This window comes from Citrobacter sp. Cf088 (assembly GCF_030334295.1).
GTDB classification, from domain to species: Bacteria; Pseudomonadota; Gammaproteobacteria; order Enterobacterales; family Enterobacteriaceae; genus Citrobacter; species Citrobacter freundii.
The window spans coordinates 330,375-352,860 of sequence record NZ_JAOWEE010000057.1; the positions used below are offsets into that span (position 1 = coordinate 330,375).

Here is a 22,486-nt window from a genome sequence, read left to right on the forward strand (position 1 = left end):
AAACTTAGTGGTGATCGTCAATCTGATGTTCGATGATCATGCCTTCACCGACGCTGGCAACATGTCGCGCATAAGGATGTGCGCGATAAACAGGAGCCGGGGCAGGTGCCGGGGCAACATACACCGTTTGTGGCGCAGTAGTCACGTTGACCGCCTGCGGCACGCTGACGGAAGAGGGCACGATCACCACTTTATAACCGCTTGGTACATCAACGGTAACGCTTTGTGCAAATACTGACCCTGCAAAACCCAGCAACAATGTCGCCATCAGTACACTTTTCTTCATAATCCGCTCACCTGAAATATTCACTGGAAGTAATAATCCAGTGGGTTAATTTGAGGCGGATTATGAATAGATCATGCCATCATTTTGTTGCCGTCTGTGCTGAGGCGTTAATGCGTAAACGGTGCTTCATTCTTTAACACGCGGTCGATAATATCCAGGACGCCCTCTTCGTTGTTCGATCCCGCGCGATATTTCGCCGCCTTAATAACCGGCTCATGGGCGTTGGCCATTGCAAAACTAAATCCCGCCTGGCGCAGCATCTCAATATCATTTCCGCCATCGCCAAACACAACAACCTCATCGTCGTTAATATTCCAGCGTTGTTGCAGCAGCCGCAGACCATTTGCCTTATGCACGCCGGGAATAATTAAATCGATGCTGCCGTAGCCGGTATGCACCGGCACCATAATGTCGCCAATCGCCTCGTGGAGATCGGCCTGCACCTGTGGGATTCTGTCGTCGGAAATATTCAGCCCGAACTTGAAGAAAACGTCGTTAAGATTATCAAAATTATCTACAAATTCGAGACGATGATAATACATGGCGGAAACAGCTTTATGTTCATCGCTGTACTGCTTCAGCGTGTAGGCGCTGCTTTTACCACAGGCAATAATATCAATGTCCGTACGGGTGAGCAGATGTTCAACGATGGCCTGGAAATCATCCTTTGCCAGTTCGCCGTTAAAAACATCTTCACCTTCACTGACTACCCAACCGCCGTTTTCGGCAACAAATGAGATCTCACTGGCCAGTTCGGGGAAAAAGGAAATCAACTGATAATATTGATTGCCGCTGGCGACCACAAAGCGGATCCCTTGTTCTTTCATCTGGCGGTATTGCGCCATAAAGCGCTCACGGTTATAGGTTTTTTGGTCACTTAAAAATGTGCCATCCATGTCGACCGCAATTAATTTGATACTCATTAGCTGTTCTCCATCACCGTGGTATTTTTGAGATCCGGTTTCGCCACCGCTTTCGCGACGATGGCGGCAACGAGCACCAGCGCCAGCACCACCAGCATAGCGCTGCGCAGGCCGTAGTGTTCACCCAGGTAGCCCAGCAGCGGCGGTCCAACCAGGAACGCCAGATAGCCGGTTGTTGCGACAACGCTGACGCGGGTTGGTGCATCGGGGCCGGTGTCGCTGGCGGCTGAAATGGTCAGCGGGAAGCCGAGTGATGCACCGAGTCCCCACAAAATAACGGAAACACCCGCCACCCAAGAGCTGTCGACAAAAATAATCAGGCTAATCCCGAGAGCGCCCATCAGCGCACTGGCGCGCACCACCATGACGCGGCTGTAGCGGTCGATGAACCAGCCGCCAGTAAAGCGGCCAACGGTCATGCCCAGCGTAAATCCGGCATAAATCAGAGAGCCTGATGTTGGGCTAAACCCATGACCGTCCACCATCAGCAGCGGAAGCCAGTCGTTGGCGGAACCTTCAGCAAATGCCATTGCGAGCACCACGACGCCAATTAGCAATAACTGGATATCGCGATAAAAAGGCAGTCCTTTTTCACCGGAGGGAGAACCATCAGCGGCATTTTTACCCGTACCCTCAGGAATTGCTTTGATGGCGATAAAGATAGGAGTGATAGCTACCAGCGCCGCCAGCAGAATATGCGCGTTTGCCGGGACGCTGAAGGCGGTAAGCATCATCCCGACTCCTGCGCCCGCCAGCGTTCCCAGGCTGTAAAAACCATGCATCATCGGCAGCACGGTTTTATTCATTTCGCGTTCAACCGCCGCACCTTCGACGTTGATGGCCACTTCTGCTGCGCCAAAGCTGGCGCCAAACACGGCCAGACCAAATGCGAAAAGCCAGGCGGAATGCAGCCAGAGCGCCACGCTGAGGATAGCCATCCCAATGACCGCACATGACATGGTAGTGCGGATCACTTTGCGCGTGCCAAATCGTTTCACCAGCCAGGCCGAACAAAGAATGCCACTCATCGAACCAATAGAGAGTCCAAACAGCACCGCGCCCATTTCGGCGGTAGAGATGGAGAGAATATCTCTGATGGCAGGGGTACGCGTTGCCCAGGAGGCCATTAATAATCCTGGTAAAAAGAAGAACGTGAACAGCGCCCAGGTGCGACGTCTTAAGGCTTTGCGTGATGAGATGCCAGTCATGAATTCGAGCCAAAGAAAAGAGGAAAGAAGACAACATTAGCAAGGTTGTGTACATTTGTACACAAATGCAAGAAGAGGAAATGCAGTGCGACGTGCAAACGATCCGCAGCGGCGGGAAAAAATAGTTCAGGCCACCCTTAAGGCGATAGTAATCCATGGTATTCATGGGGTTACACACCGTAAAATCGCTATGATTGCCGAGGTGCCACTGGGCTCAATGACCTATTATTTTGCAGGAATAGATGATCTGCTGTTGGAGGCATTCAGCTGTTTTACGCATACTATGTCTCAGCAGTACCAGGATTTTTTTGCCGACGTTGCTGATGCGCAGGCGGCCTGCCATGCGATTACCGATATGATTTACGGCTCCCAGGTCACAACGCCTGATAATATGGAGCTCATGTATCAGCTGTATGCTTTCGCCAGCCGTAAACCAGCGTTGAAAACGGTGATGCAGAACTGGATGCTACGCAGCCAACAAACGTTAGAGCAGTGGTTTGATCCGGTTACGGCGCGGGCGCTGGATGCGTTTATTGAAGGAATGACGCTGCATTTTGTCACGGATAAAAAACCGCTGCAGCGAGAAGATATTCTGATGATGGTGGAGCGTATTGCCGAATTGCCGCAGAGATAAAATCCTCAAAATGGTTTGTCGAGGCGGGTAACGGCCTGACGTAAAAAATCAATGACTTTTACCGCCTCTGGCGTCAACGGTCGGGCGGCTTTTTTTACCGTCCCGACATCCATGTAAGTAATAAAATCATCAATCGTTCTGTGCATGACGCGCAGACCATCCAGTGACCACGGGCGATACACCAGGTCGGATAAAATGGTTATCCCTCTGCCTTTTGCAACCAGACTTCTTATTGCTTCAAAAGAGTTGCTGCGAAAACTGATATTGGGCGTATAGCCACGCTGCTGCCAGTAATCGATGATTACGTCAGGGTACTTATCGGTTTCCAGCAGTAAAAATGGTAGTTTCTCGACGTCTATTAAACGGATCGATGCCTGGCTCTGTAGCGGATGCCCAATAGACGTCCACAGGCGGCGCTGTGAACGAATAAATGTTTCAATCTCCAGGTCGTTATCATGGTTGATATTTGAGGTCAGAAGCAGGCAAAAATCGACCTTTTGTTCCCGTAGAGCCTGTACCAGTTCCGGTGCAGTGGCTTCATAAAACACGATCTCCAGCAAAGGGAAACGTCGTTCAATATCGTTGAGTATATCCGGAATAAGATAGGCAGAGAGCGTTTCGGCAATGCCTATGCGCACTGTGCCGGTGAGAATTTCGCTCCTGTCATGCAGGGCGTCAATAGCCGAGTGGCTACTGTTGATGATGTTGCAGGCATGTGCCAGAAAGCGCTCGCCCTCAGCGGTGAGCTTCACACCTTTGGGATAACGTACAAATAGCTGCACGTCTAATGCTTCTTCCAGGTTCCGCATGGCAATGGTCATTGATGACTGAGAAATATGACAGCGTGCGGCAGCTTTGGAAATTTGTAATGTTTCTGCAAGCGCGATGTAAAACTCAAGTTGCCTTAGCGTAAATTTCATAGTTTTAATCTATGCAGATGGATAAAAACGTTATATTAGCATTCATTCTCACGCCGCCGTAGCCTTGTGGTCATACCGTACAACTGACAATAAGGCGCAAATATGCCCTATCTTTTACTCAGTCTGGCTGCCTGTTTTTGGGGTGGAAATTATGTGATTGGTCATCTCTTGGTCGCTGAAGTTAATCCCATCGTTTTATCAGCGGCGCGCTGGGTATTTACCGCGTTATTATTGATGACGCTCTATTTTCGTCAGGTCACAGAGCAATGGCCGGTGATGAAAAAATCCTTTGGTACTATCGTCTTCCTTGCGCTTTGTGGTCAGGTTCTTTTCCCCTTAACGCTGTATATCGGCTTGCAATATACAACCTCGCTTAATGCCGCGATTTATATGTCCACCACCCCGGCACTCGTACTGTTAATCAATAAGTTCTTTTTTAAAGAGCGGATTTCTGCGCGAAATATAGCTGGTGTGATCCTGAGTACTGTTGGTGTTATATGGCTGGTGTCGCAGGGTGATATGATAAATGCGCGGGTATTTGCACATCTGAATCAGGGCGATTTCTGGACCATGGGGTCAGCGTTAAGTTGGGCCGTCTATTGTGCTTTTTTACGCATTAAACCGCGTGAGGTAAAGGGAAACGCCTTTGTCGCAGTGAGCGCGCTGTTAGGTGCGATTGTACTTATTCCGGTACTGGCTCTGGAGTTGATACGCAATGGTATGCCGGGATGGAATAGCTATGCCAATACAGGCGTTGTAACTGGGCTGGCATACCTTGTTATTTTTCCTTCCTGGCTGTCATATCTATTATGGAACAAAGGGATTAGCGCCATTGGCGCAACGCGTGGAGAGATCTATTCACACTTGATCCCATTGAGTGGCGGATTATTTAGCGTGATGTTTTTGCACGTCGCTCTGCATTCATATCATCTGGTGAGCGCGTTGGTTATTATGTGCGGTATAGCATTGTGTTCCCGTCCGAGTGCAAAAAAAGGCTCGCAGCAGCACATGGCGTGAAAAGCGGGTAAATTAGCTTACGGTGGCGCCCCCGGTAATATTTACCACTGTGGCGGTCATAGCGCTGGCATGGTCTGAAGCGAGAAAGGTTGTAACCTCAGCGATTTGTGCAAGCGTAGGCAGGCGCGCGAGCATGGTGCTTTGCGCCGCCCCCTCTAACCATTGATCGACGGTTAAACCCATTGACTGTGCTTTAGCGGTGAAAATTTCTCCGGTATAGGAGCCAGCCGCTACAGCATCCACAATCGCATGCGACCGCACGCCGACGACACGAATGTTTATTGGTCCCGTCTCGCTGGCGAGCGCCTTAATAAAAGCCTCTGTTCCTGCACAGCCGACGATATGGCCGAGATGCCCGGGCATCGCCATCGGGGCTGCGGGCGCAACGATGGTGAGAATAACGCCCGCTCGATTGCCGCCCATGTGTGGCGTTACGGCTTTTGCGATATTGAACTGCGCCGCAAGAAAAGGGGTGATACCGCTCATAAACTCAGAGAGGGATAATGCATCGATGCGCTTGCCCTGTTCGTGCATAAATCCCGTTGCGTTAACCACCACATCTATTCCACCGGTTTGCTGTACAAGGCGGGTAACTTCCTTCGATGCGTTGTGCTCGTCGAGTACATCGGTGATAAAGGTTTCGACTGTACCACCCGCCGTTCGGATGCCACTTGCGGTCCAATCCAGCTTTTCCTGACGGCGCGCGCCCAGATACACATGGGCTCCTTCGCGCGCCATAGTATGCGCAACTGCACTACCAATAGCGCCGCTGCCACCGAAGATCATTGCGACTTTGCCTGAGAGTAACATAGCAACCCCATCACCATTTAGCACCGAGTAAAGTATGTGCCATAACGGGCATGCTGCAAATTTGAGAAAGCGTTTCCGGGTCAGCGATGAAAATCAGGTTATGCCGGGGACATTGCTGCTATAGGTCTTATAGCAGCAATGTCTATCAGCTCATTTTAACGCCGATCAGTTACTGTAAGTGTTTGATATTTCTTTAACATGTATATCATTATCAAAATTATCAAAAGCAAGTACATCATCCAGATGCTGGTATTTAGCTCAATTAAAAAACTACCGATACCTCCGATAACTGACGGAATAACCAGCGAGGCGGCTCCCATCAACGCAGAGGTCGCTCCCAGGTTGGTGCGCTGGCTGGACATGGTCAGGTAGGTATAGAGTGATTCGAACATCCCTCCAGCAAACATCAGGATAATAAAGAAGAATATAAAAATATTGACGTGATAACTAAGTATTATTAATGGAATACACAGTACAATAAATGAGGCGATGATTTTCAGCCACGAATTCAAAATTTGCGACGCAGACCGTTTCTTAAGAAGTTTACCTGATAATGCAGCCCCCAGCAGTAGGAAGCCTCCAATAATTGATGAAAGCACACCAAATTGCGTTGATGAGTATCCAAACGTAACCATAAAAATAAATGGGGAGGCTGTGACATAGCAATAAATCAGCGAGAATGACAGACCAAGAGACAGACAAGGTAGATAAAATCGAGGTTGTTTGCTGATCTCTTTATACGTATTAAATGATGATTTTAATGAATAGGCAACCCTTCTCTCATGGCTGAGTGTTTCAGGGAAGTTAAAATAAACGTATATTAACGTTATAATAGCATAGCCACATATCATTAAAAAAATTGCGCGCCATCCCCATAAGTCATTAATTATCCCTCCCAGCAGGGGCGAAGCAATGGGAACGACACCTTCGATAGTGATGATGATGGCATACAGCGTCGCGGCCACTGAACCACGAGTTACATCTCGAACTGCGCTGATTGCTGTAACCAGCGTTATTGATATAGAAAGACCTTGTATGACACGGATCGCCAGAAACATAACCAGATCGGTTGAGAGCGTGAGACAATATGTTGTCACGCCATAAATAACCGCACCTGTAAGCATAATTTTTCGCCGGCCAATAGCATCAGATAATGGACCAAAAATTAGCTGTCCAAAACCAATGCATAGGGTATAAACCATAATCGACAACTGCGTGGTTGAGACATTTTTTTCAAATTCTTTTGCGATGTCGGGAATTGAAGGTAAATAAGTGTCCACTCCCAGAATCCCCATTATCGTCAACATGGCCAGGCCGACAGTAAAGTAAACTATGTTCTTTCTATGAATAACAGTTTGCAGCTTCATTACTTATCACCATGAGTAAATTAAAAGCATGAAAAAGTTCACTATTTAAATAGAGATGTTGTGGATAATTATCGTGTAGGCAATAAAACAGAGTTGAAATGAACTGTCAAACTTTTGACTCAAAAAAATTGAGATATGAGTCACAGGTATATAGCCATAATTTTCGATGGTAGGGTTCCAGTTAAATTTAATTGTGTTTGATTGCCAGGCAGCACGAGGAACCATAAGTACACTGACTTCGGATACGGGCATACTGTTGGTGTTGGTGTTGGTGTTGGTGTTGGTGTTGGTGCTGGTGCTGGTGTTGGTGATTGATTTTTTCAGTAGTGAATTTCAGGCAACAAAAAACCCATCAACCTTGAACCAAAACGGCGGGGTTGATGGGCTCCACAAATTGGGGACATCAAAGAAAAGCAGTGGCAATAGTTATGACTGACGCCTTGAAGAAAAGTTCTGCTTACCTGCAAAAAATTTTCGTTTAAGGGTAAATTTCAGCGCTAACCAAGGCCAGGCCAGACAATGACGATGAGTGTCCCCGCTAATGTCAGCAGAACGTTAGCTATCGCGTAGGTCCCAGCATAGCCTAACGCAGGGATGTTGCTGCGTGCGGTGTCGCTGATGATTTCCATTGCCGGAGCACAGGTACGTGCGCCCATCATGGCGCCAAACAGCAGGGCGCGGTTCATGCGCAATACGTAAGCACCAAACAAGAAACAGATAACAACCGGAACCAGGCTGACTACCAGACCGGCAATCAACATTTGACCACCGACGGCCCCCAGGCCATTACCAATGCCACTGCCTGCGCTTAAACCGACGCCAGCCATGAATACCATCAGACCAAACTCTTTCACCATATTCAGTGCACCCTGTGGGATGTAGCCAAACGTTGGATGGTTGGCTCGCAGGAAGCCCAGCATGATACCGGCGAACAGCAGTCCAGCCGCATTCCCGATGCCGAAGCTGAAATTACTGAACTGGAAGGTGATCATCCCGATCATCAGACCGATGATAAAGAAGGCGCAGAAGGCCAGCAGATCGGTCACCTGACTGTGAATCGAAATGAAGCCGATACGATCGGCAATAGTTTTCACGCGACGAGCATCACCGCTGACCTGCAAAACGTCACCTTTATTGAGCACGACGTTGTCATCAATAGGCATTTCAATCTGGCTGCGGATCACGCGGTTCAGGAAACAACCGTGGTCGGTCAGTTTCAACTGGGCCAGGCGACGACCAACGGCATTGTGGTTTTTCACTACAATTTCTTCAGTGACGATGCGCATATCGAGCAGATCGCGATCGAACACCTCTTTACCGTTACGGAAGCTGGGATCGAGGCGGGCATGGGCGTCCGGATAACCCACCAGAGCTATCTCATCGCCCATTTGCAGCACCGCGTCACCATCCGGGTTGGCAAGAATGCCGTTGCGACGGATACGTTCAATGTAACAACCGGTCTGACGATAAATACCCAGTTCGCGCAGATTTTTACCATCGGCCCATGCCACTAGCTCCGGGCCAACGCGATAGGCGCGAATCACCGGGAGGTAAACTTTACGATTGGCATCAGTATCCAGGCCTCGTTCACGCGCGATTTGTTGGGCGCTGGTTTGCAGGTCCTGATGCTGAAGTTTCGGCAAATAGCGTGCACCAACAATCAGACTGACCAGACCAATCAAATAGGTGAGGGCGTAACCCAAGCTCAGGTTATCGAGAGCGCTTGAAAGTTGTGTTCCTGACATTCCTGAATGGCGCAAGGTGTCACCTGCGCCGACCAGCACCGGCGTTGAGGTCATCGAGCCAGCCAGCATACCCGCCGTCAGGCCGATGTCCCAGCCAAATAGCTTACCCAGCCCCAGGGCGATCAGCATTGCGCTACCGACCATTACCAGGGCAAGCATTAGATAATTTTTCCCATCGCGAAAAAAAATCGAAAAAAAGTTGGGGCCGGCTTCGACGCCGACGCAAAAAATAAACAGCATAAAGCCGAGATTTAATGCATCGGTGTTAATACTAAAGTGCTGCTGACCTAATAATAGGGAGACCACTAAAACGCCAATGGAATTACCGAGTTGGACTGAACCCAGACGTAATTTGCCCAGACACAGGCCCAGAGCCAGGACCACAAATAATAACAGGATGTAATTCCCATTTAACAAATCTGCGACGTTTATATTCACGGAGACTAACTTCTTGTTTACTAGTAAGCTATTGAAAGAAATGGCAATTTACGCTAATGTTTTTGCCAGAAATTAAGGGGCGACAGCATCGTACACAGCCCCGAATAATGCAGCATAACAATATATGCGGCTAGTTTAATCTCATTACGTATCAACGGCTATAAGAATCGTGTGGGTGTGTTTTTGGCATGGAATGCCGAGTTACTTTATCTGACTGGACGCCTGCGGGCGAAAAGAGTGTTCGATAGAGAATGTGTCAGGAGGAACGATTGAAACATAAGCAAAGTTGGGCGAGTGCGGTCTGCTGCTTTGTGCTCTTTATTGTGGTGTGTCTTTCATTAACGCTGAACGTGAAAGGGGCATTCAGAGCGGCAGGGCATCCTGAGGTCGGATTGTTGTTTTTTATCTTACCAGGTGCTGCAGCAAGCTTTTTTTCCCATCGTCGGGAAGTACTCAAACCCCTTCTTGGTGCAATGTTGGCGGCGCCGTGCTGCCTGTTACTGATGCGGTTCGTTTTTATGCCGACGCGTTCATTGTGGCAAGAGCTGGCGTGGTTGTTTAGTGCGGTGTTTTGGTGCGCGCTTGGCGCATTATGTTTTTTATTTATCAGTAGCTTATTCAATCAGCATCAACGGCGGAAAAAGAACTGATGACGCCCTCAAGCTGAGGGCGTAGAAACAGCTATCAGGCGAACAGATTCATATTCTCTTTTGCCCAGGCTTCAAAATCCGTGCAGCCGCCGATGTGTTTTTGATCGACGAAAATCTGCGGAACGGTTTCAACTGGCTTACCTACTGTTTTTTCCAGATCTGCTTTGGTAATTCCTTCAGCATGGATATCAATGTAGCGGAAGTTAAAATCGTCATGCTCACTGCTTAATTTTTCTGCTAATTCTTTTGCGCGCACGCAATACGGGCACCCTGGACGACCAAAAATAACGGCAAACATCTCTTTCTCCTCGAACTTATCAGGCCGGATGGCAATACTTGTTATGATGCCGCGATTTGTGACGGATGGAAAGCAGGTTCAGCCTGTTGCTTTGATATCCTCAAGCTATATCTGTTAAACACGGCAAGCTGGAACGTTTTATAATGAAAGCCATTTCGCCGGGAGGCCGCGTATGCGCACAATTGGTGTATTACCCAAAAGCGTATTGATGCTGGAAATAGTTGGGATGGTTTTGTTATCGCTGGCGCTGCTATCGCTTAACGATTACCTCACCTTGCCCGCACCGCTTAACAGCCCGTTAGCCTGCGTGGTGATGATATTTCTGGGCGTACTGCTGATGCTCCCTGCTGCGGTGGCGTTGATGTGGCGTATTGCGCAACTGCTGGCACCGCAACTTATGTCACGCGCACCCGGTGATTCAACTGATTTAGACAGAGACAAAAGAGATGACACCAACCATTGATTTACTCCGCAGCCACCGTTCCATTCGCCATTTTACCGATGATGCTATCTCGGATGCACAGCGTGAGGCGATTATTGCCGCCGCTCAGGGAACGTCAAGCTCCAGTTTTCTACAGTGCACGACGATCGTTCGTATAACGGATAAATCTCTGCGTGAATCGCTGGCTACCTTATCTGGCGGCCAAAAGCATGTGGCGCAGGCCGCTGAGTTCTGGGTGTTTTGCGCTGATTTTAATCGTCATTTGCAGATTTGCCCTGATGCGCAACTTGGGCTGGCGGAACAGCTGCTGCTGGGCGTGGTTGATACTGCAATGATGGCGCAAAATGCGTTGACGGCGGCAGAGTCGCTGGGACTTGGCGGCGTATTCATTGGCGGTTTGCGTAACAATATTGAGCCGGTCACCGAACTGCTGAAGCTGCCACAGCACGTTCTGCCGCTGTTTGGTTTGTGCCTTGGCTGGCCTGCGGATAACCCGGATATCAAGCCGCGCCTGCCTGCGTCACTTGTTGTGCACGAAAACCAGTATCAGCCGCTCGATACAGACGTTTTGTCGCAGTATGACGAACAGCTTGCTCAGTACTATCTGACCCGCGGCAGCAATACGCGTCGTGACACCTGGAGCGATCACATTCGCCGTACCATCATTAAAGAAAGTCGCCCCTTTATCCTGGAATATTTGCATAAACAGGGATGGGCCACGCGCTAAAGATTTTAACCCAGTGTATGATACGCCAGCTTTTACCAGGTCATTCAGAGAGGTGCAGGGTGAAAATTGCCATTTTGTCCCGGGACGGAACGCTCTATTCTTGTAAACGCCTGCGTGAAGCGGCGATGCAGCGCGGTCACCTGGTTGAAGTTATCGATCCCCTTTCTTGCTATATGAACATCAGTCCGGCGGCATCTTCTATTCATTACAAGGGCCGTCAGCTTCCCCATTTCGACGCGGTGATCCCGCGGATTGGTTCCGCGATTACCTTTTATGGGACGGCGGCGCTGCGCCAGTTTGAGATGCTGGGTAGCTATCCGTTGAATGAATCGGTAGCGATTACACGGGCGCGCGATAAGCTGCGTTCGCTACAGCTGCTGGCGCGTCAGGGAATTGATTTACCCATCACCGGGATAGCCCACTCTCCCGACGATACCAGCGACATGATTGACATGGTTGGCGGTGCGCCGTTAGTGGTGAAACTGGTTGAAGGCACCCAGGGTATTGGCGTGGTGTTGGCGGAAACGCGGCAGGCTGCAGAAAGCGTGGTAGATGCCTTTCGTGGGCTGAATGCCCATATCCTGGTTCAGGAATATATCAAAGAAGCGAAGGGGCGCGATATCCGCTGTTTCGTGGTGGGCGACGAAGTAGTGGCCGCCATTGAACGACGAGCTAAAGAGGGCGATTTTCGTTCTAATCTCCATCGCGGTGGTGTGGCGACTATTGCGAGTATCACGCCGCGCGAAAGAAAAATTGCGCTCAAAGCCGCCCGGACTATGGGCCTGGACGTTGCAGGCGTTGATATTCTGCGCGCTGATCGAGGGCCACTGGTCATGGAGGTCAACGCGTCTCCGGGGCTGGAAGGAGTGGAGAAAACCACCGGGATAGACATAGCTGGCAAGATGATCCAGTGGATCGAACGTCACGCTACGCCTGAATTTTGCCTTAAAATCGGCGGCTAAGCGCAATATCGATTGCGATCGTGGTATGACACGCTCTTTTTGCGTAAGCTGTGCCGGTATTTTTTTCATCAATAGAGGTCGCACATTATTATGACATCACTGGTCGTTCCCACTCTGGATACGTTGCGTCAATGGCTCGACGACCTGGGCATGAGTTTTTTTGAATGCGATACCTGTCAGGCGCTGCATTTGCCGCACATGCAGAATTTTGACGGCATCTTTGATGCAAAAGTTGATTTGGTCGATAACGTCATTCTGTTTTCCGCGATGGCAGAAGTCAGACCTTCTGCACTGCTGCCGCTGGCCGCCGATCTGTCCGCGATCAATGCCAGCTCACTGACGGTGAAAGCTTTTCTGGATATGCAGGATGATAATCTGCCAAAACTGGTGGTTTGCCAGTCTTTATCCGTTATGCCGGGCGTGACGTTTGAGCAGTTTGAATGTTTTGTTCGCCAGAGCGAAGAGCAGATATCGATGGTGATCCTTGAAGCCGGTGCGCATCAGCTGTTATTTAATGCTGAAGAAGATGCGCAGAATAGCACCGCTGAAATTCATTTCCTCCATTAATTCTTCCTGAATCTGGACATATATTGCGCAGCCGCTGCCAGAGCGGTTGCGTATTGCCCGTTTTTATTCTGTATTTAACCTTTCATTAAAGAATTATTCACCTCTATTCAGCGCCTTCCGCTTTACGTCATAGACAATTCCTGCATAAAAAATTGATAAAAGACGTTTTTTAATCTGGGCTATATCCACAATTCCTGGCTAAAGTTATTCTTGCGAAGCTTACCAACGTCATCATTTAAACAGCCCCTTGTGACCTGTTCTACGGCCACAATGTATGTTGAATGTCTGGACGGATGCCAGCGAGCAATAGCGGCGTGAGGAGAGGTCTCTCTTTACATCGGTGCCGCATGAAAGAATATGCACGTTTCTTGCATATCATTAGAGTGTGACATTTTTGTTCGTTTGTTAACGAACTTTCAGAAGGAAAGAGATTATGACCGCCTTAAATAAAAAATGGTTATCAGGCCTGGTTGCGGGTGCTCTGATGGCCGTCTCTGCCGGCACGCTCGCTGCTGAACAAAAAACGCTGCATATATATAACTGGTCTGATTATATTGCCCCGGACACGGTGGCTAATTTTGAAAAAGAGACCGGAATTAAAGTCATCTATGACGTATTTGATTCCAATGAAGTGCTGGAAGGTAAGCTCATGGCTGGCAGTACCGGCTTTGACCTTGTCGTTCCATCCGCCAGCTTCCTTGAGCGTCAACTGACCGCGGGCGTATTCCAACCGCTGGATAAGAGCAAATTGCCGGGCTGGAAAAACCTTGATCCTGAACTGCTGAAGCTGGTGGGCAAACACGATCCGGACAACAAGTTTGCGATGCCGTATATGTGGGCTACGACCGGTATTGGTTACAACGTGGATAAAGTTAAAGCTGTGCTGGGGCCGGATGCGCCGGTTGACAGCTGGGATTTGATCCTCAAGCCAGAAAATCTGGAAAAACTCAAAAGCTGCGGCGTCTCTTTCCTTGATGCCCCCGAAGAGGTGTTCGCCACGGTGCTGAACTATTTGGGTAAAGATCCAAACAGTACCAAAGCGGATGATTACACCGGACCGGCAACGGATCTGTTGTTGAAACTGCGACCGAATATTCGCTATTTCCACTCTTCGCAGTACATCAACGACCTGGCAAACGGTGATACCTGCGTCGCAATCGGCTGGGCTGGGGACGTATGGCAGGCCGCAAACCGTGCGAAAGAAGCGAAAAATGGCGTCAATATCTCTTTCTCAATTCCTAAAGAAGGTGCAATGGCGTTCTTTGACGTATTCGCGATGCCTGCCGATGCGAAAAACAAAGACGAAGCCTATCAGTTCCTCAACTACCTGCTGCGCCCTGATGTTATTGCGCATATCTCCGACCACGTTTTTTATGCCAATGCCAACAAAGAAGCGACGGCTTTGGTCAGCCCTGAAGTTCGTGACAACCCGGGTATTTACCCGCCTGCGGATGTGCGAGCTAAGTTGTTCACACTGAAAGTACAGGATCCGAAGATCGATCGTGTACGTACCCGCGCATGGACGAAGGTAAAAAGCGGGAAATAAACCGATGTTTGGGACATGACCCGGCAGGATTTGTGCCTGCCGGGCAGCGTTGAGCCCGGACACATATAACCCGGCAATACGCACTGTTATAGTGCGTTATTTGCACCGTTTCTTTGTTTTATGCCGGAGAGCACCTGAGTGAATGATGCAACCCCACGCCCACAAGCGAAAATCCGCAAGGCGCTGACCCCGCTGCTTGAAATTCGCAATCTGACCAAGTCATTTGACGGTCAGCACGCCGTTGATGACGTCAATCTTACTATCTACAAAGGTGAAATATTTGCTCTGCTCGGCGCGTCCGGCTGCGGCAAATCGACACTGCTGCGGATGCTGGCGGGATTTGAACTGCCGACTACCGGGCAAATCATGCTTGATGGCGTCGATTTAGCGCATGTCCCGCCTTATCTGCGTCCAATTAATATGATGTTTCAGTCCTACGCCTTGTTTCCGCATATGACTGTCGAGCAGAACATTGCCTTTGGTCTCAAGCAGGACAAACTGCCGAAGGCTGAAATCGCCAGTCGGGTGAATGAGATGCTGGGACTCGTGCATATGCAGGAGTTCGCTAAACGCAAACCACATCAGCTTTCTGGCGGCCAGCGTCAGCGCGTGGCATTGGCGCGCAGCCTGGCAAAACGTCCAAAACTGCTGCTGCTGGATGAACCAATGGGGGCGCTGGATAAAAAACTCCGAGACCGCATGCAACTGGAGGTAGTGGATATCCTGGAACGCGTCGGTGTGACCTGCGTGATGGTGACGCACGATCAGGAAGAAGCCATGACGATGGCGGGTCGTATTGCGATCATGAATCGTGGAAAATTTGTCCAGATTGGTGAGCCAGAAGAGATCTACGAGCATCCGACCACGCGTTACAGCGCAGAGTTTATCGGTTCGGTAAACGTTTTTGAGGGACTGCTGAAAGAACGTCGGGAAGATGGTCTGGTGATTGAGTCTCCAGGACTGGTACATCCGCTGAAAGTGGACGCCGATGCTTCTGTTGTCGATAACGTCCCGGTGTATGTTGCGCTGCGTCCGGAAAAAATCATGCTCTGCGAAGCGCCTCCGCCAGAGGGTTATAACTTCGCGGTAGGCGAAGTGGTGCACATTGCCTATCTGGGTGATTTGTCGGTGTACCACGTACGTTTGAAAAGCGGTCAGATGTTGAGCGCCCAGCTACAAAATGAGCATCGTTATCGTAAAGGGTTACCAACCTGGGGCGACGAAGTCCGTTTATGTTGGGATGCGGACAGCTGTGTGGTGTTGACGGTTTAAGGAGCGAAGATGAGTACACTTGAACCTGCGGCACGCGTGGATAACGCGGGGCGATTCAGGCTGTTTATGTCGCGGCTACAAATGAAGCACGGGCGCAAGCTGGTGATCGCACTGCCGTATGTGTGGCTGCTGCTCCTGTTTCTGCTGCCTTTTCTGATCGTCTTCAAAATCAGTTTGGCTGAAATGGCGCGCGCTATTCCACCCTATACCGACCTCGTTTCATGGGCTGACGATCAGTTATCCATCACGCTCAACTTAGGCAACTTCCTGCAACTGACGGACGATCCGCTCTATTTCGATGCCTACCTGCAATCGTTACAGGTGGCGGGAATTTCGACAATCTGTTGTCTGCTGCTGGGATACCCGCTGGCATGGGCCGTCGCGCACAGTAAACCCTCAACGCGTAATATTCTGCTGTTGCTGGTGATCCTACCGTCCTGGACCTCGTTTTTAATTCGCGTGTATGCCTGGATGGGGATCCTGAAAAACAACGGCGTCCTGAACAACTTTCTAATGTGGCTGGGCGTCATCGACCAACCGTTGACTATTTTGCACACCAATCTGGCGGTCTATATCGGCATTGTTTACGCCTATTTGCCCTTTATGGTGCTGCCGATTTATACCGCGCTGACCCGTATTGATTACTCGCTGGTGGAAGCGGCGCTGGATTTAGGTGCCCGACCGCTGAAGACTTTCTTTAGCGTGATTGTGCCGTTGACCAAGGGCGGGATTATTGCCGGGTCAATGCTGGTGTTTATTCCGGCTGTTGGCGAGTTTGTGATCCCTGAGCTGCTGGGTGGCCCGGACAGCATCATGATTGGCCGTGTGCTTTGGCAGGAGTTTTTCAATAACCGCGACTGGCCGGTGGCTTCTGCGGTCGCCATTATTATGTTGCTGTTACTGATTGTGCCGATCATGTGGTTCCACAAATATCAGCAAAAAAGCGTGGGGGAACACGGATGAATAACTTACCGGTCGTTCGCTCTCCGTGGCGTATTTTTATCCTGGTAGTTGGCTTTACCTTCCTGTACGCGCCGATGCTGATGTTGGTTATCTATTCGTTTAACAGCTCGAAGCTGGTGACGGTTTGGGCAGGGTGGTCAACGCGTTGGTATGGCGAGCTTTTTCACGATACCGCGATGATAAGCGCCGTAGGCATGAGCCTAACGATTGCCGCGGGCGCTGCGACGATGGCGGCAATCCTTGGCACCATCGCCGCCGTGGTAATGGTGCGCTTTGGTCGTTTTCGTGGTTCGAATGGTTTCGCCTTTATGATCACCGCGCCGCTGGTTATGCCAGATGTCATTACCGGTTTGTCGCTGCTGCTGCTGTTTGTAGCGTTGGCTCACGCCATCGGCTGGCCGGCTGATCGCGGAATGCTGACCATCTGGCTGGCGCACGTCACCTTCTGTACAGCGTACGTAGCGGTGGTGATTTCTTCACGTTTGCGCGAACTGGATCATTCCATTGAGGAAGCAGCGATGGATCTTGGCGCCACGCCGCTGAAGGTCTTTTTCGTCATCACGCTGCCGATGATTATGCCGGCGGTGATTTCCGGTTGGCTATTAGCCTTCACGCTGTCACTCGATGATCTGGTTATTGCCAGCTTTGTCTCTGGTCCTGGTGCCACAACGTTACCGATGCTGGTGTTCTCCAGCGTACGTATGGGGGTCAACCCGGAGATCAACGCGCTGGCGACGCTGATTCTTGGTGTGGTAGGAATTATCGGATTTATCGCGTGGTATCTGATGGCGCGAACAGAAAAACAACGGATCCGCGATATCCAACGTGCAAGACGCGGCTGAAAAAACTAAAATCTGCCAACCTGTCTATACGGCGCAGCTGTGGTGGTTGCGCCGTTTTCATGGAAGACGACGCGTTGGGATTTTTTAAGAAATCATCCACATCACATGCTCGCTTAAACGTCCCTGCTTTGGTGCAGGTGGCGGCGCTGGCTATTATTATGATCCGCTGTCTCGATCTGTTGATGATTTTTAATACGCTTGGGTTTCGTGGAACCAGTGAGTTTATTCATCGCAGTGTGCAGACCTGGAATTTGACGCTGGTGTTTCTGGGCAGTCTGGTGCTGCTATTTATCGAAATTTACTGTGCATTTTCGCTGGTAAAAGGACGGAACTGGGCACGCTGGATCTATCTGTTGACCCAGATTATCGCCAGCGTCTATCTGTGGGCAGCTTCGCTGGGCTACGGATATCCCGAACTGTTCAGTATTGCGGGGGAGTCCAGACGCGAAATCCTGCATACGCTGGTGATGCAAAAACTGCCGGATATGCTGGTATTGCTGCTACTGTTTGTTCCTGCGTCCAGCAGGCGGTTCTTCCGTTTGCAATAATGTGTATAATCTTGGCCCCCGGTTAATTTGTAGGTCTTTGTATGCAGTGCGCACTTTATGACGCCGAACGCTGTCGCTCCTGTCAGTGGATGACACAGCCTGTCGCCGATCAACTCTTCGCTAAAACAGCCGATCTACAGAATCTGCTGGCCGATTATCCGGTCGGAGAATGGTGCGCGCCGGTCAGTGGTCCGGAAAGCGCGTTTCGCAATAAAGCCAAAATGGTGGTCAGCGGCAGCGTGGAAAAACCGTTGCTGGGGATGTTGCATCGTGACGGTACGCCGGAAGATTTGTGCGACTGTCCGCTCTACCCTGAGTCTTTCGCGTCCGTATTTTCCGCGCTTAAGCCGTTTATCGCCCGAGCAGGGTTAACGCCCTATAACGTTGCGCGTAAACGCGGGGAACTGAAATATTTGCTGTTAACGGAAAGCCGGTTCGATGGTGGCATGATGCTGCGTTTTGTCCTGCGTTCTGAAGCAAAACTGGCACAGCTGCGCGCGGCGCTGCCCTGGCTGCAGGCACAGCTCCCACAGTTAAAAGTGATCACTGCCAATATTCAGCCGGTGCATATGGCGATTATGGAAGGGGAGACAGAAATCTTCCTGACGGAACAACAGGCGCTGGCGGAACGCTTTAACGATGTACCGTTGTGGATCCGCCCACAGAGCTTTTTCCAGACTAACCCGGTGGTGGCGGGGCAGTTGTATGCCACGGCGCGCGACTGGGTGCGTCAGCTTCCGGTTAATCACATGTGGGATCTGTTTTGCGGCGTTGGGGGTTTTGGTCTGCACTGCGCTACACCGCAAATGAAACTGACGGGGATTGAAATCGCGCCAGATGCGATTATCTGCGCGAAGCAGTCGGCGCAGGAACTTGGGTTGCAGAATCTGCATTTTCAGGCGTTGGATTCAACTCAGTTTGCTACCGCTCAGGGCGAAGTTCCGGATCTGGTGCTGGTGAATCCGCCGCGTCGCGGGATTGGGAAACCGCTGTGCGATTTTCTTTCCCGCATGGCACCGCGTTTTATTGTTTATTCCAGCTGTAATGCGCAAACCATGGCGAAGGATATTCGTGAGTTGCCTGGGTATCGCATTGAACGCGTTCAGCTTTTCGATATGTTCCCGCACACCTCGCATTATGAAGTGTTAACGCTGCTCAGCCGACAATAACTGCTATGCCTGATGGCGCTTCGCTAATCAGGCCTACAGGTTGTTCGTCATTCGTAGGCCGGATAAGGTGCTTGCACCGCATCCGGCAAATGCAATATGCGAAAAAAAAGCCCGTACTTGCGTACGAGCTCTTCTTAAAATATGGCGGTGAGGCGGGGATTGACTCGCTTCGCTCGCCCTGCGGGCAGCCTGTTCGCTGTGCTCACAGTCTGTCCAACTGGCTGCGCCAGTAGTCGAACCCCGGTCCGGGCTTCTCATACCCGCCATGCTGTGCAACATGCGAAAAAAAAGCCCGTACTTGCGTACGAGCTCTTCTTAAAATATGGCGGTGAGGCGGGGATTCGAACCCCGGATACGTTGCCGTATACACACTTTCCAGGCGTGCTCCTTCAGCCACTCGGACACCTCACCATATTGTATTGCTGCCTGACCGCTTGGGGGGCAACGGGGCGCTACTATAGGGAGTTGCGCTAAAACGGTCAAGCAGAATTTACGTGTTAACTCTCGTTTGGTTACGCAATATACATATTCCTCCGCCCAGGCAGGCGCGGAGGATAGGATTAGCGCTGAGAGTCCAGTTTTTCGCCGTTGGTCACGACTTCCTGGGCTTTACTGTAGCTCTCGATCAGCAACTGATAAGCCGGGAAGACTTTGGTATACACTTCCGCCCATTCGGCGGCGTCTTCACGGTTCCATGTGCCCTGAATTTCAGACGCGACGGCGGCGGTATCCATCGGCACGACGCCAGCCTGAACAACGCGAGCCAGGGTGATTTCCTGCGCCATTTTGCTGTAAGTACCGGAAGCGTCGATCACTACGAAGACCTTATAGCCTTCCGCAACCGCGCTGATAGCCGGGAAAGCCATGCACACGCTGGTAATCGTACCGGCGATAATCAGCGTCTTACGACCTGTTGCTTTGACCGCTTTCACGAAGTCTTCGTTATCCCAGGCGTTGATTTCGCCTTTACGCGCCACGTATTGGGCATGTGGCGCATTAGCGTGGATCTCGGGGATCAGCGGGCCGTTAGGTCCCTGCGGTACGGATGCCGTGGTAATCACCGGTATCTTCGCCAGGGTCGCCATTTTAGCCAGCGCGGCGGCACGCGCACGCAGTTCTGGCATTGGCATGTCGCCGACGGTCTGGAACAACCCGCTCTGATGATCGATAAGCAGCATGACGGAATCATTTACATCGATGACCGGACGTGAACCATTAAAGTTTGCAGGACTGGACATATTCTTCTCCTTCGATTCAGATTTGGCCAAAGCGGCCGGAGTTAAAATCGCGTACGGCTTCAGCGATTTCTTGTTTCGTGTTCATTACAAACGGACCGTAACCAACAATCGGCTCGTTCAACGGTTCTCCAGAAAGCAGCAGCACGCTGGCGTCGCTGGAGGCTTCAATATGCAGCGTTTTCCCTTGCTGGCTCAGCACCACCAGTTGCGCTTCGCTGGCAGACGTAGTGCCGTTTACGGTGATATTCCCTTTCAATACCACCAGCGCAGTGCTCCATCCTTCCGGCTGGGACAACGTGAGCTGATGATTACGTTGTAAACGCATATCCCAAACGTTCAGCGGCGAGAAGGTATGTGCCGGGCCTTTTGTATCCTGATAGCTGCCCGCAATCACCCGAACGCTTCCTGCTTCATCAGGCAGGGCGACAGAGGGGATCACATCGCTGCTGATGCCCTGGTAACCCGGAACGGCCATTTTGTCTTTTGCTGGCAGATTGACCCACAGCTGTACCATTTCCAGTTCGCCGCCCTGACGGGTAAATTCTGGTGAATGGAACTCTTCGTGTAATATTCCTGCACCCGCGGTCATCCACTGCACGTCGCCGGGGCCGATAATGCCGCCGCGACCGGTTGAATCACGGTGTTGAACTTCGCCGCTGTAAACGATGGTCACCGTCTCAAAACCACGGTGAGGGTGCTCGCCTACGCCGCGTTTTTCGTTACCCGGCGTAAACGTATGTGGACCGGCGTAATCCAGCAGCAGGAACGGACTTAGTTGCTCAGCATGAGACTGGTAAGAAAACATCGAGCGAACCGGAAATCCATCGCCAACCCAGTGCGGGCGAGGTGCGGTGTAGACGCCTGTTACGTGTTTCATTTGTGTCTCCTCAGTGGCGTTATCTTGATGTGAATAAGCTTATATTCATGACAGCGAGCTGAGTAGTAGCTAAAATAGCTCTCACTGTCTCATAAATAGGACAATTAGATGACGAAGCCAGATCTCAATGATTTTGCATGGTTTGTGCATGTTGTAGAGGAAGGAGGATTCGCGGCGGCGGGTCGGGCGCTTGATGAACCGAAATCAAAACTAAGCCGACGGATAGCGCAACTGGAAGAGAGGCTGGGAGTTCGACTGATTCAGCGAACCACCCGCCAGTTTAACGTGACGGAAGTGGGGCAAACCTTTTACGAACACTGTAAGGCGATGTTGGTTGAAGCGCAGGCGGCGCAGGATGCCATTGCCGCGTTACAGGTTGAACCGCGTGGCGTGGTGAAGTTGACGTGCCCGGTCACGTTGCTGCATGTGCATATCGGGCCAATGCTTGCTCGTTTTATGGCGCGTTATCCTGACGTATCAGTGCAACTGGAGGCGACAAATCGCCGTGTTGACGTCGTTGGAGAAGGTCTGGACGTGGCGATTCGTGTCAGGCCTCGACCATTTGAGGATAGCGACCTGGTGATGCGTGTGCTGGCGGACAGGGGGCATCGTTTGTATGCCAGCCCGCAGTTAATCGAGCAAATGGGGGCGTTACACTCTCCGGCGGAGCTGACACGCTGGCCTGGTTTGAGTCTCGCCTCGGGCAAACATGTACATCGTTGGGAGTTATTTGGCCCGCAGGGCGCGCGGGCAGAAGTGCATTTCACGCCGCGAATGATTACCACGGATATGCTGGCGCTACGTGAAGCCGCAGTTGCCGGTGTGGGGGTAGTGCAGCTTCCGCAACTGATGGTAAAAGATCAATTAGCCGCGGGTGAACTGGTGGCGTTGCTCGACGGTTGGGAACCGAAGCGAGAAATTATTCACGCAGTCTTTCCATCACGCAGGGGATTATTGCCGTCAGTGCGCGCGTTAGTAGATTTCTTAACGGAAGAATATGCGCGGATGATTGAGGATTAAATACATATCCTCAGCCC

The 22,486-nt window shown here is 50.8% G+C and carries 25 protein-coding genes and 1 tRNA gene; 15 read left to right on the plus strand and 11 right to left on the minus strand.

What is annotated here, in order from left to right:
• Nucleotides 1-4: 4 nt before the first annotated feature.
• From OGV71_RS22615 to OGV71_RS22625, 3 genes are all read right to left on the minus strand, one after another.
• Nucleotides 5-286, minus strand: a complete 282-nt coding sequence (locus OGV71_RS22615; RefSeq protein ID WP_003035330.1) for a hypothetical protein — start codon at nucleotides 284-286, stop codon at nucleotides 5-7.
• A gap of 107 nt (nucleotides 287-393) precedes the next feature.
• Nucleotides 394-1,209: a Cof-type HAD-IIB family hydrolase gene (locus OGV71_RS22620; protein WP_003035335.1), complete on the minus strand. Its 816-nt coding sequence runs from the start codon at nucleotides 1,207-1,209 to the stop codon at nucleotides 394-396.
• Nucleotides 1,209-2,417, minus strand: coding sequence for an MFS transporter (locus tag OGV71_RS22625; protein WP_204583824.1), 1,209 nt, complete (start codon nucleotides 2,415-2,417; stop codon nucleotides 1,209-1,211). Before OGV71_RS22625 ends, OGV71_RS22620 begins: the two co-directional genes overlap by 1 nt.
• Nucleotides 2,418-2,502: 85 nt before the next feature.
• On the opposite strand from OGV71_RS22625, the gene OGV71_RS22630 reads away from it, so the two are divergent.
• Nucleotides 2,503-3,051 carry a TetR/AcrR family transcriptional regulator gene (locus tag OGV71_RS22630; protein ID WP_003035341.1) on the plus strand — a complete coding sequence of 183 codons (549 nt, stop codon included), beginning with the start codon at nucleotides 2,503-2,505 and terminating at the stop codon, nucleotides 3,049-3,051.
• A gap of 5 nt (nucleotides 3,052-3,056) precedes the next feature.
• Here OGV71_RS22630 and OGV71_RS22635 read toward each other — a convergent pair whose 3' ends face one another.
• Nucleotides 3,057-3,971 carry a LysR family transcriptional regulator gene (locus tag OGV71_RS22635; protein WP_048219203.1) on the minus strand — a complete coding sequence of 305 codons (915 nt, stop codon included), beginning with the start codon at nucleotides 3,969-3,971 and terminating at the stop codon, nucleotides 3,057-3,059.
• A 102-nt stretch (nucleotides 3,972-4,073) separates the two neighbouring features.
• Here OGV71_RS22635 and OGV71_RS22640 point away from each other — a divergent pair, with 102 nt between their 5' ends.
• Complete coding sequence (locus tag OGV71_RS22640) at nucleotides 4,074-4,988, plus strand: DMT family transporter (RefSeq protein WP_032948920.1); 915 nt, start codon at nucleotides 4,074-4,076, stop codon at nucleotides 4,986-4,988.
• Nucleotides 4,989-5,000: 12 nt separating this feature from the next.
• On the opposite strand, the gene OGV71_RS22645 is transcribed toward OGV71_RS22640, so the two are convergent.
• Both OGV71_RS22645 and OGV71_RS22650 read right to left on the minus strand, forming a co-directional pair.
• Entirely contained in the window at nucleotides 5,001-5,798 is a 798-nt protein-coding gene (locus OGV71_RS22645; protein WP_204583822.1) for an SDR family NAD(P)-dependent oxidoreductase, read from the minus strand.
• A 155-nt stretch (nucleotides 5,799-5,953) separates the two neighbouring features.
• The gene (locus OGV71_RS22650; RefSeq protein WP_204583820.1) at nucleotides 5,954-7,165 is read right to left on the minus strand and encodes a multidrug effflux MFS transporter; all 1,212 of its coding nucleotides are present in this window, start codon (nucleotides 7,163-7,165) and stop codon (nucleotides 5,954-5,956) included.
• Nucleotides 7,166-7,331: 166 nt separating this feature from the next.
• On the opposite strand from OGV71_RS22650, the gene OGV71_RS22655 reads away from it, so the two are divergent.
• A complete protein-coding gene (locus OGV71_RS22655) occupies nucleotides 7,332-7,601 on the plus strand; it encodes a hypothetical protein (RefSeq protein ID WP_286534039.1) in 270 nt (89 codons plus the stop codon).
• Nucleotides 7,602-7,662: 61 nt separating this feature from the next.
• On the opposite strand, the gene OGV71_RS22660 is transcribed toward OGV71_RS22655, so the two are convergent.
• Entirely contained in the window at nucleotides 7,663-9,348 is a 1,686-nt protein-coding gene (locus OGV71_RS22660) for an aspartate:alanine antiporter (protein ID WP_003035354.1), read from the minus strand.
• A 269-nt stretch (nucleotides 9,349-9,617) separates the two neighbouring features.
• On the opposite strand from OGV71_RS22660, the gene OGV71_RS22665 reads away from it, so the two are divergent.
• Complete coding sequence (locus OGV71_RS22665; RefSeq protein WP_003035356.1) at nucleotides 9,618-9,998, plus strand: inner membrane protein YbjM; 381 nt, start codon at nucleotides 9,618-9,620, stop codon at nucleotides 9,996-9,998.
• Nucleotides 9,999-10,032: 34 nt separating this feature from the next.
• On the opposite strand, the gene OGV71_RS22670 is transcribed toward OGV71_RS22665, so the two are convergent.
• A complete protein-coding gene (locus tag OGV71_RS22670) occupies nucleotides 10,033-10,296 on the minus strand; it encodes a GrxA family glutaredoxin (protein ID WP_003035358.1) in 264 nt (87 codons plus the stop codon).
• Between the two features lie 172 nt (nucleotides 10,297-10,468).
• On the opposite strand from OGV71_RS22670, the gene OGV71_RS22675 reads away from it, so the two are divergent.
• The 10 genes from OGV71_RS22675 to rlmC all read left to right on the plus strand — a co-directional run bounded on the left by OGV71_RS22675 (nucleotide 10,469) and on the right by rlmC (nucleotide 19,334).
• Complete coding sequence (locus OGV71_RS22675; protein WP_003035362.1) at nucleotides 10,469-10,759, plus strand: YbjC family protein; 291 nt, start codon at nucleotides 10,469-10,471, stop codon at nucleotides 10,757-10,759.
• Nucleotides 10,743-11,465, plus strand: coding sequence for a nitroreductase NfsA (gene nfsA, locus OGV71_RS22680; RefSeq protein WP_003836934.1), 723 nt, complete (start codon nucleotides 10,743-10,745; stop codon nucleotides 11,463-11,465). The genes OGV71_RS22675 and nfsA overlap by 17 nt, the downstream gene beginning before the upstream one ends.
• Nucleotides 11,466-11,524: 59 nt before the next feature.
• Nucleotides 11,525-12,427, plus strand: coding sequence for a 30S ribosomal protein S6--L-glutamate ligase (gene rimK, locus OGV71_RS22685; protein WP_119174095.1), 903 nt, complete (start codon nucleotides 11,525-11,527; stop codon nucleotides 12,425-12,427).
• 90 nt (nucleotides 12,428-12,517) lie between these two features.
• On the plus strand, nucleotides 12,518-12,994 hold the full coding sequence (locus OGV71_RS22690; RefSeq protein WP_003035368.1) for a type III secretion system chaperone family protein: 477 nt from the start codon (nucleotides 12,518-12,520) through the stop codon (nucleotides 12,992-12,994).
• 433 nt (nucleotides 12,995-13,427) lie between these two features.
• Nucleotides 13,428-14,540 carry a spermidine/putrescine ABC transporter substrate-binding protein PotF gene (gene potF / locus OGV71_RS22695; protein WP_003035370.1) on the plus strand — a complete coding sequence of 371 codons (1,113 nt, stop codon included), beginning with the start codon at nucleotides 13,428-13,430 and terminating at the stop codon, nucleotides 14,538-14,540.
• Nucleotides 14,541-14,678: 138 nt separating this feature from the next.
• Nucleotides 14,679-15,812, plus strand: a complete 1,134-nt coding sequence (potG, locus tag OGV71_RS22700) for a putrescine ABC transporter ATP-binding subunit PotG (RefSeq protein WP_003035373.1) — start codon at nucleotides 14,679-14,681, stop codon at nucleotides 15,810-15,812.
• 9 nt (nucleotides 15,813-15,821) lie between these two features.
• Complete coding sequence (gene potH, locus OGV71_RS22705) at nucleotides 15,822-16,775, plus strand: putrescine ABC transporter permease PotH (protein ID WP_003035374.1); 954 nt, start codon at nucleotides 15,822-15,824, stop codon at nucleotides 16,773-16,775.
• Complete coding sequence (potI, locus tag OGV71_RS22710; RefSeq protein WP_003035376.1) at nucleotides 16,772-17,617, plus strand: putrescine ABC transporter permease PotI; 846 nt, start codon at nucleotides 16,772-16,774, stop codon at nucleotides 17,615-17,617. Before potH ends, potI begins: the two co-directional genes overlap by 4 nt.
• A gap of 59 nt (nucleotides 17,618-17,676) precedes the next feature.
• Nucleotides 17,677-18,165 carry a YbjO family protein gene (locus OGV71_RS22715; protein ID WP_003035378.1) on the plus strand — a complete coding sequence of 163 codons (489 nt, stop codon included), beginning with the start codon at nucleotides 17,677-17,679 and terminating at the stop codon, nucleotides 18,163-18,165.
• Between the two features lie 41 nt (nucleotides 18,166-18,206).
• Nucleotides 18,207-19,334 carry a 23S rRNA (uracil(747)-C(5))-methyltransferase RlmC gene (gene rlmC / locus OGV71_RS22720; protein ID WP_204583818.1) on the plus strand — a complete coding sequence of 376 codons (1,128 nt, stop codon included), beginning with the start codon at nucleotides 18,207-18,209 and terminating at the stop codon, nucleotides 19,332-19,334.
• Between the two features lie 323 nt (nucleotides 19,335-19,657).
• Here the strand turns inward: rlmC and OGV71_RS22725 are convergent.
• From OGV71_RS22725 to OGV71_RS22735, 3 genes are all read right to left on the minus strand, one after another.
• A tRNA-Ser gene (locus tag OGV71_RS22725) sits at nucleotides 19,658-19,745 on the minus strand.
• A gap of 149 nt (nucleotides 19,746-19,894) precedes the next feature.
• On the minus strand, nucleotides 19,895-20,572 hold the full coding sequence (locus OGV71_RS22730; protein ID WP_046669941.1) for a hydrolase: 678 nt from the start codon (nucleotides 20,570-20,572) through the stop codon (nucleotides 19,895-19,897).
• A gap of 16 nt (nucleotides 20,573-20,588) precedes the next feature.
• Nucleotides 20,589-21,449, minus strand: a complete 861-nt coding sequence (locus OGV71_RS22735; protein ID WP_204583816.1) for a pirin family protein — start codon at nucleotides 21,447-21,449, stop codon at nucleotides 20,589-20,591.
• 108 nt (nucleotides 21,450-21,557) lie between these two features.
• On the opposite strand from OGV71_RS22735, the gene OGV71_RS22740 reads away from it, so the two are divergent.
• Entirely contained in the window at nucleotides 21,558-22,469 is a 912-nt protein-coding gene (locus OGV71_RS22740; protein ID WP_003847025.1) for a LysR family transcriptional regulator, read from the plus strand.
• The last annotated feature ends 17 nt before the right edge of the window (nucleotides 22,470-22,486 follow it).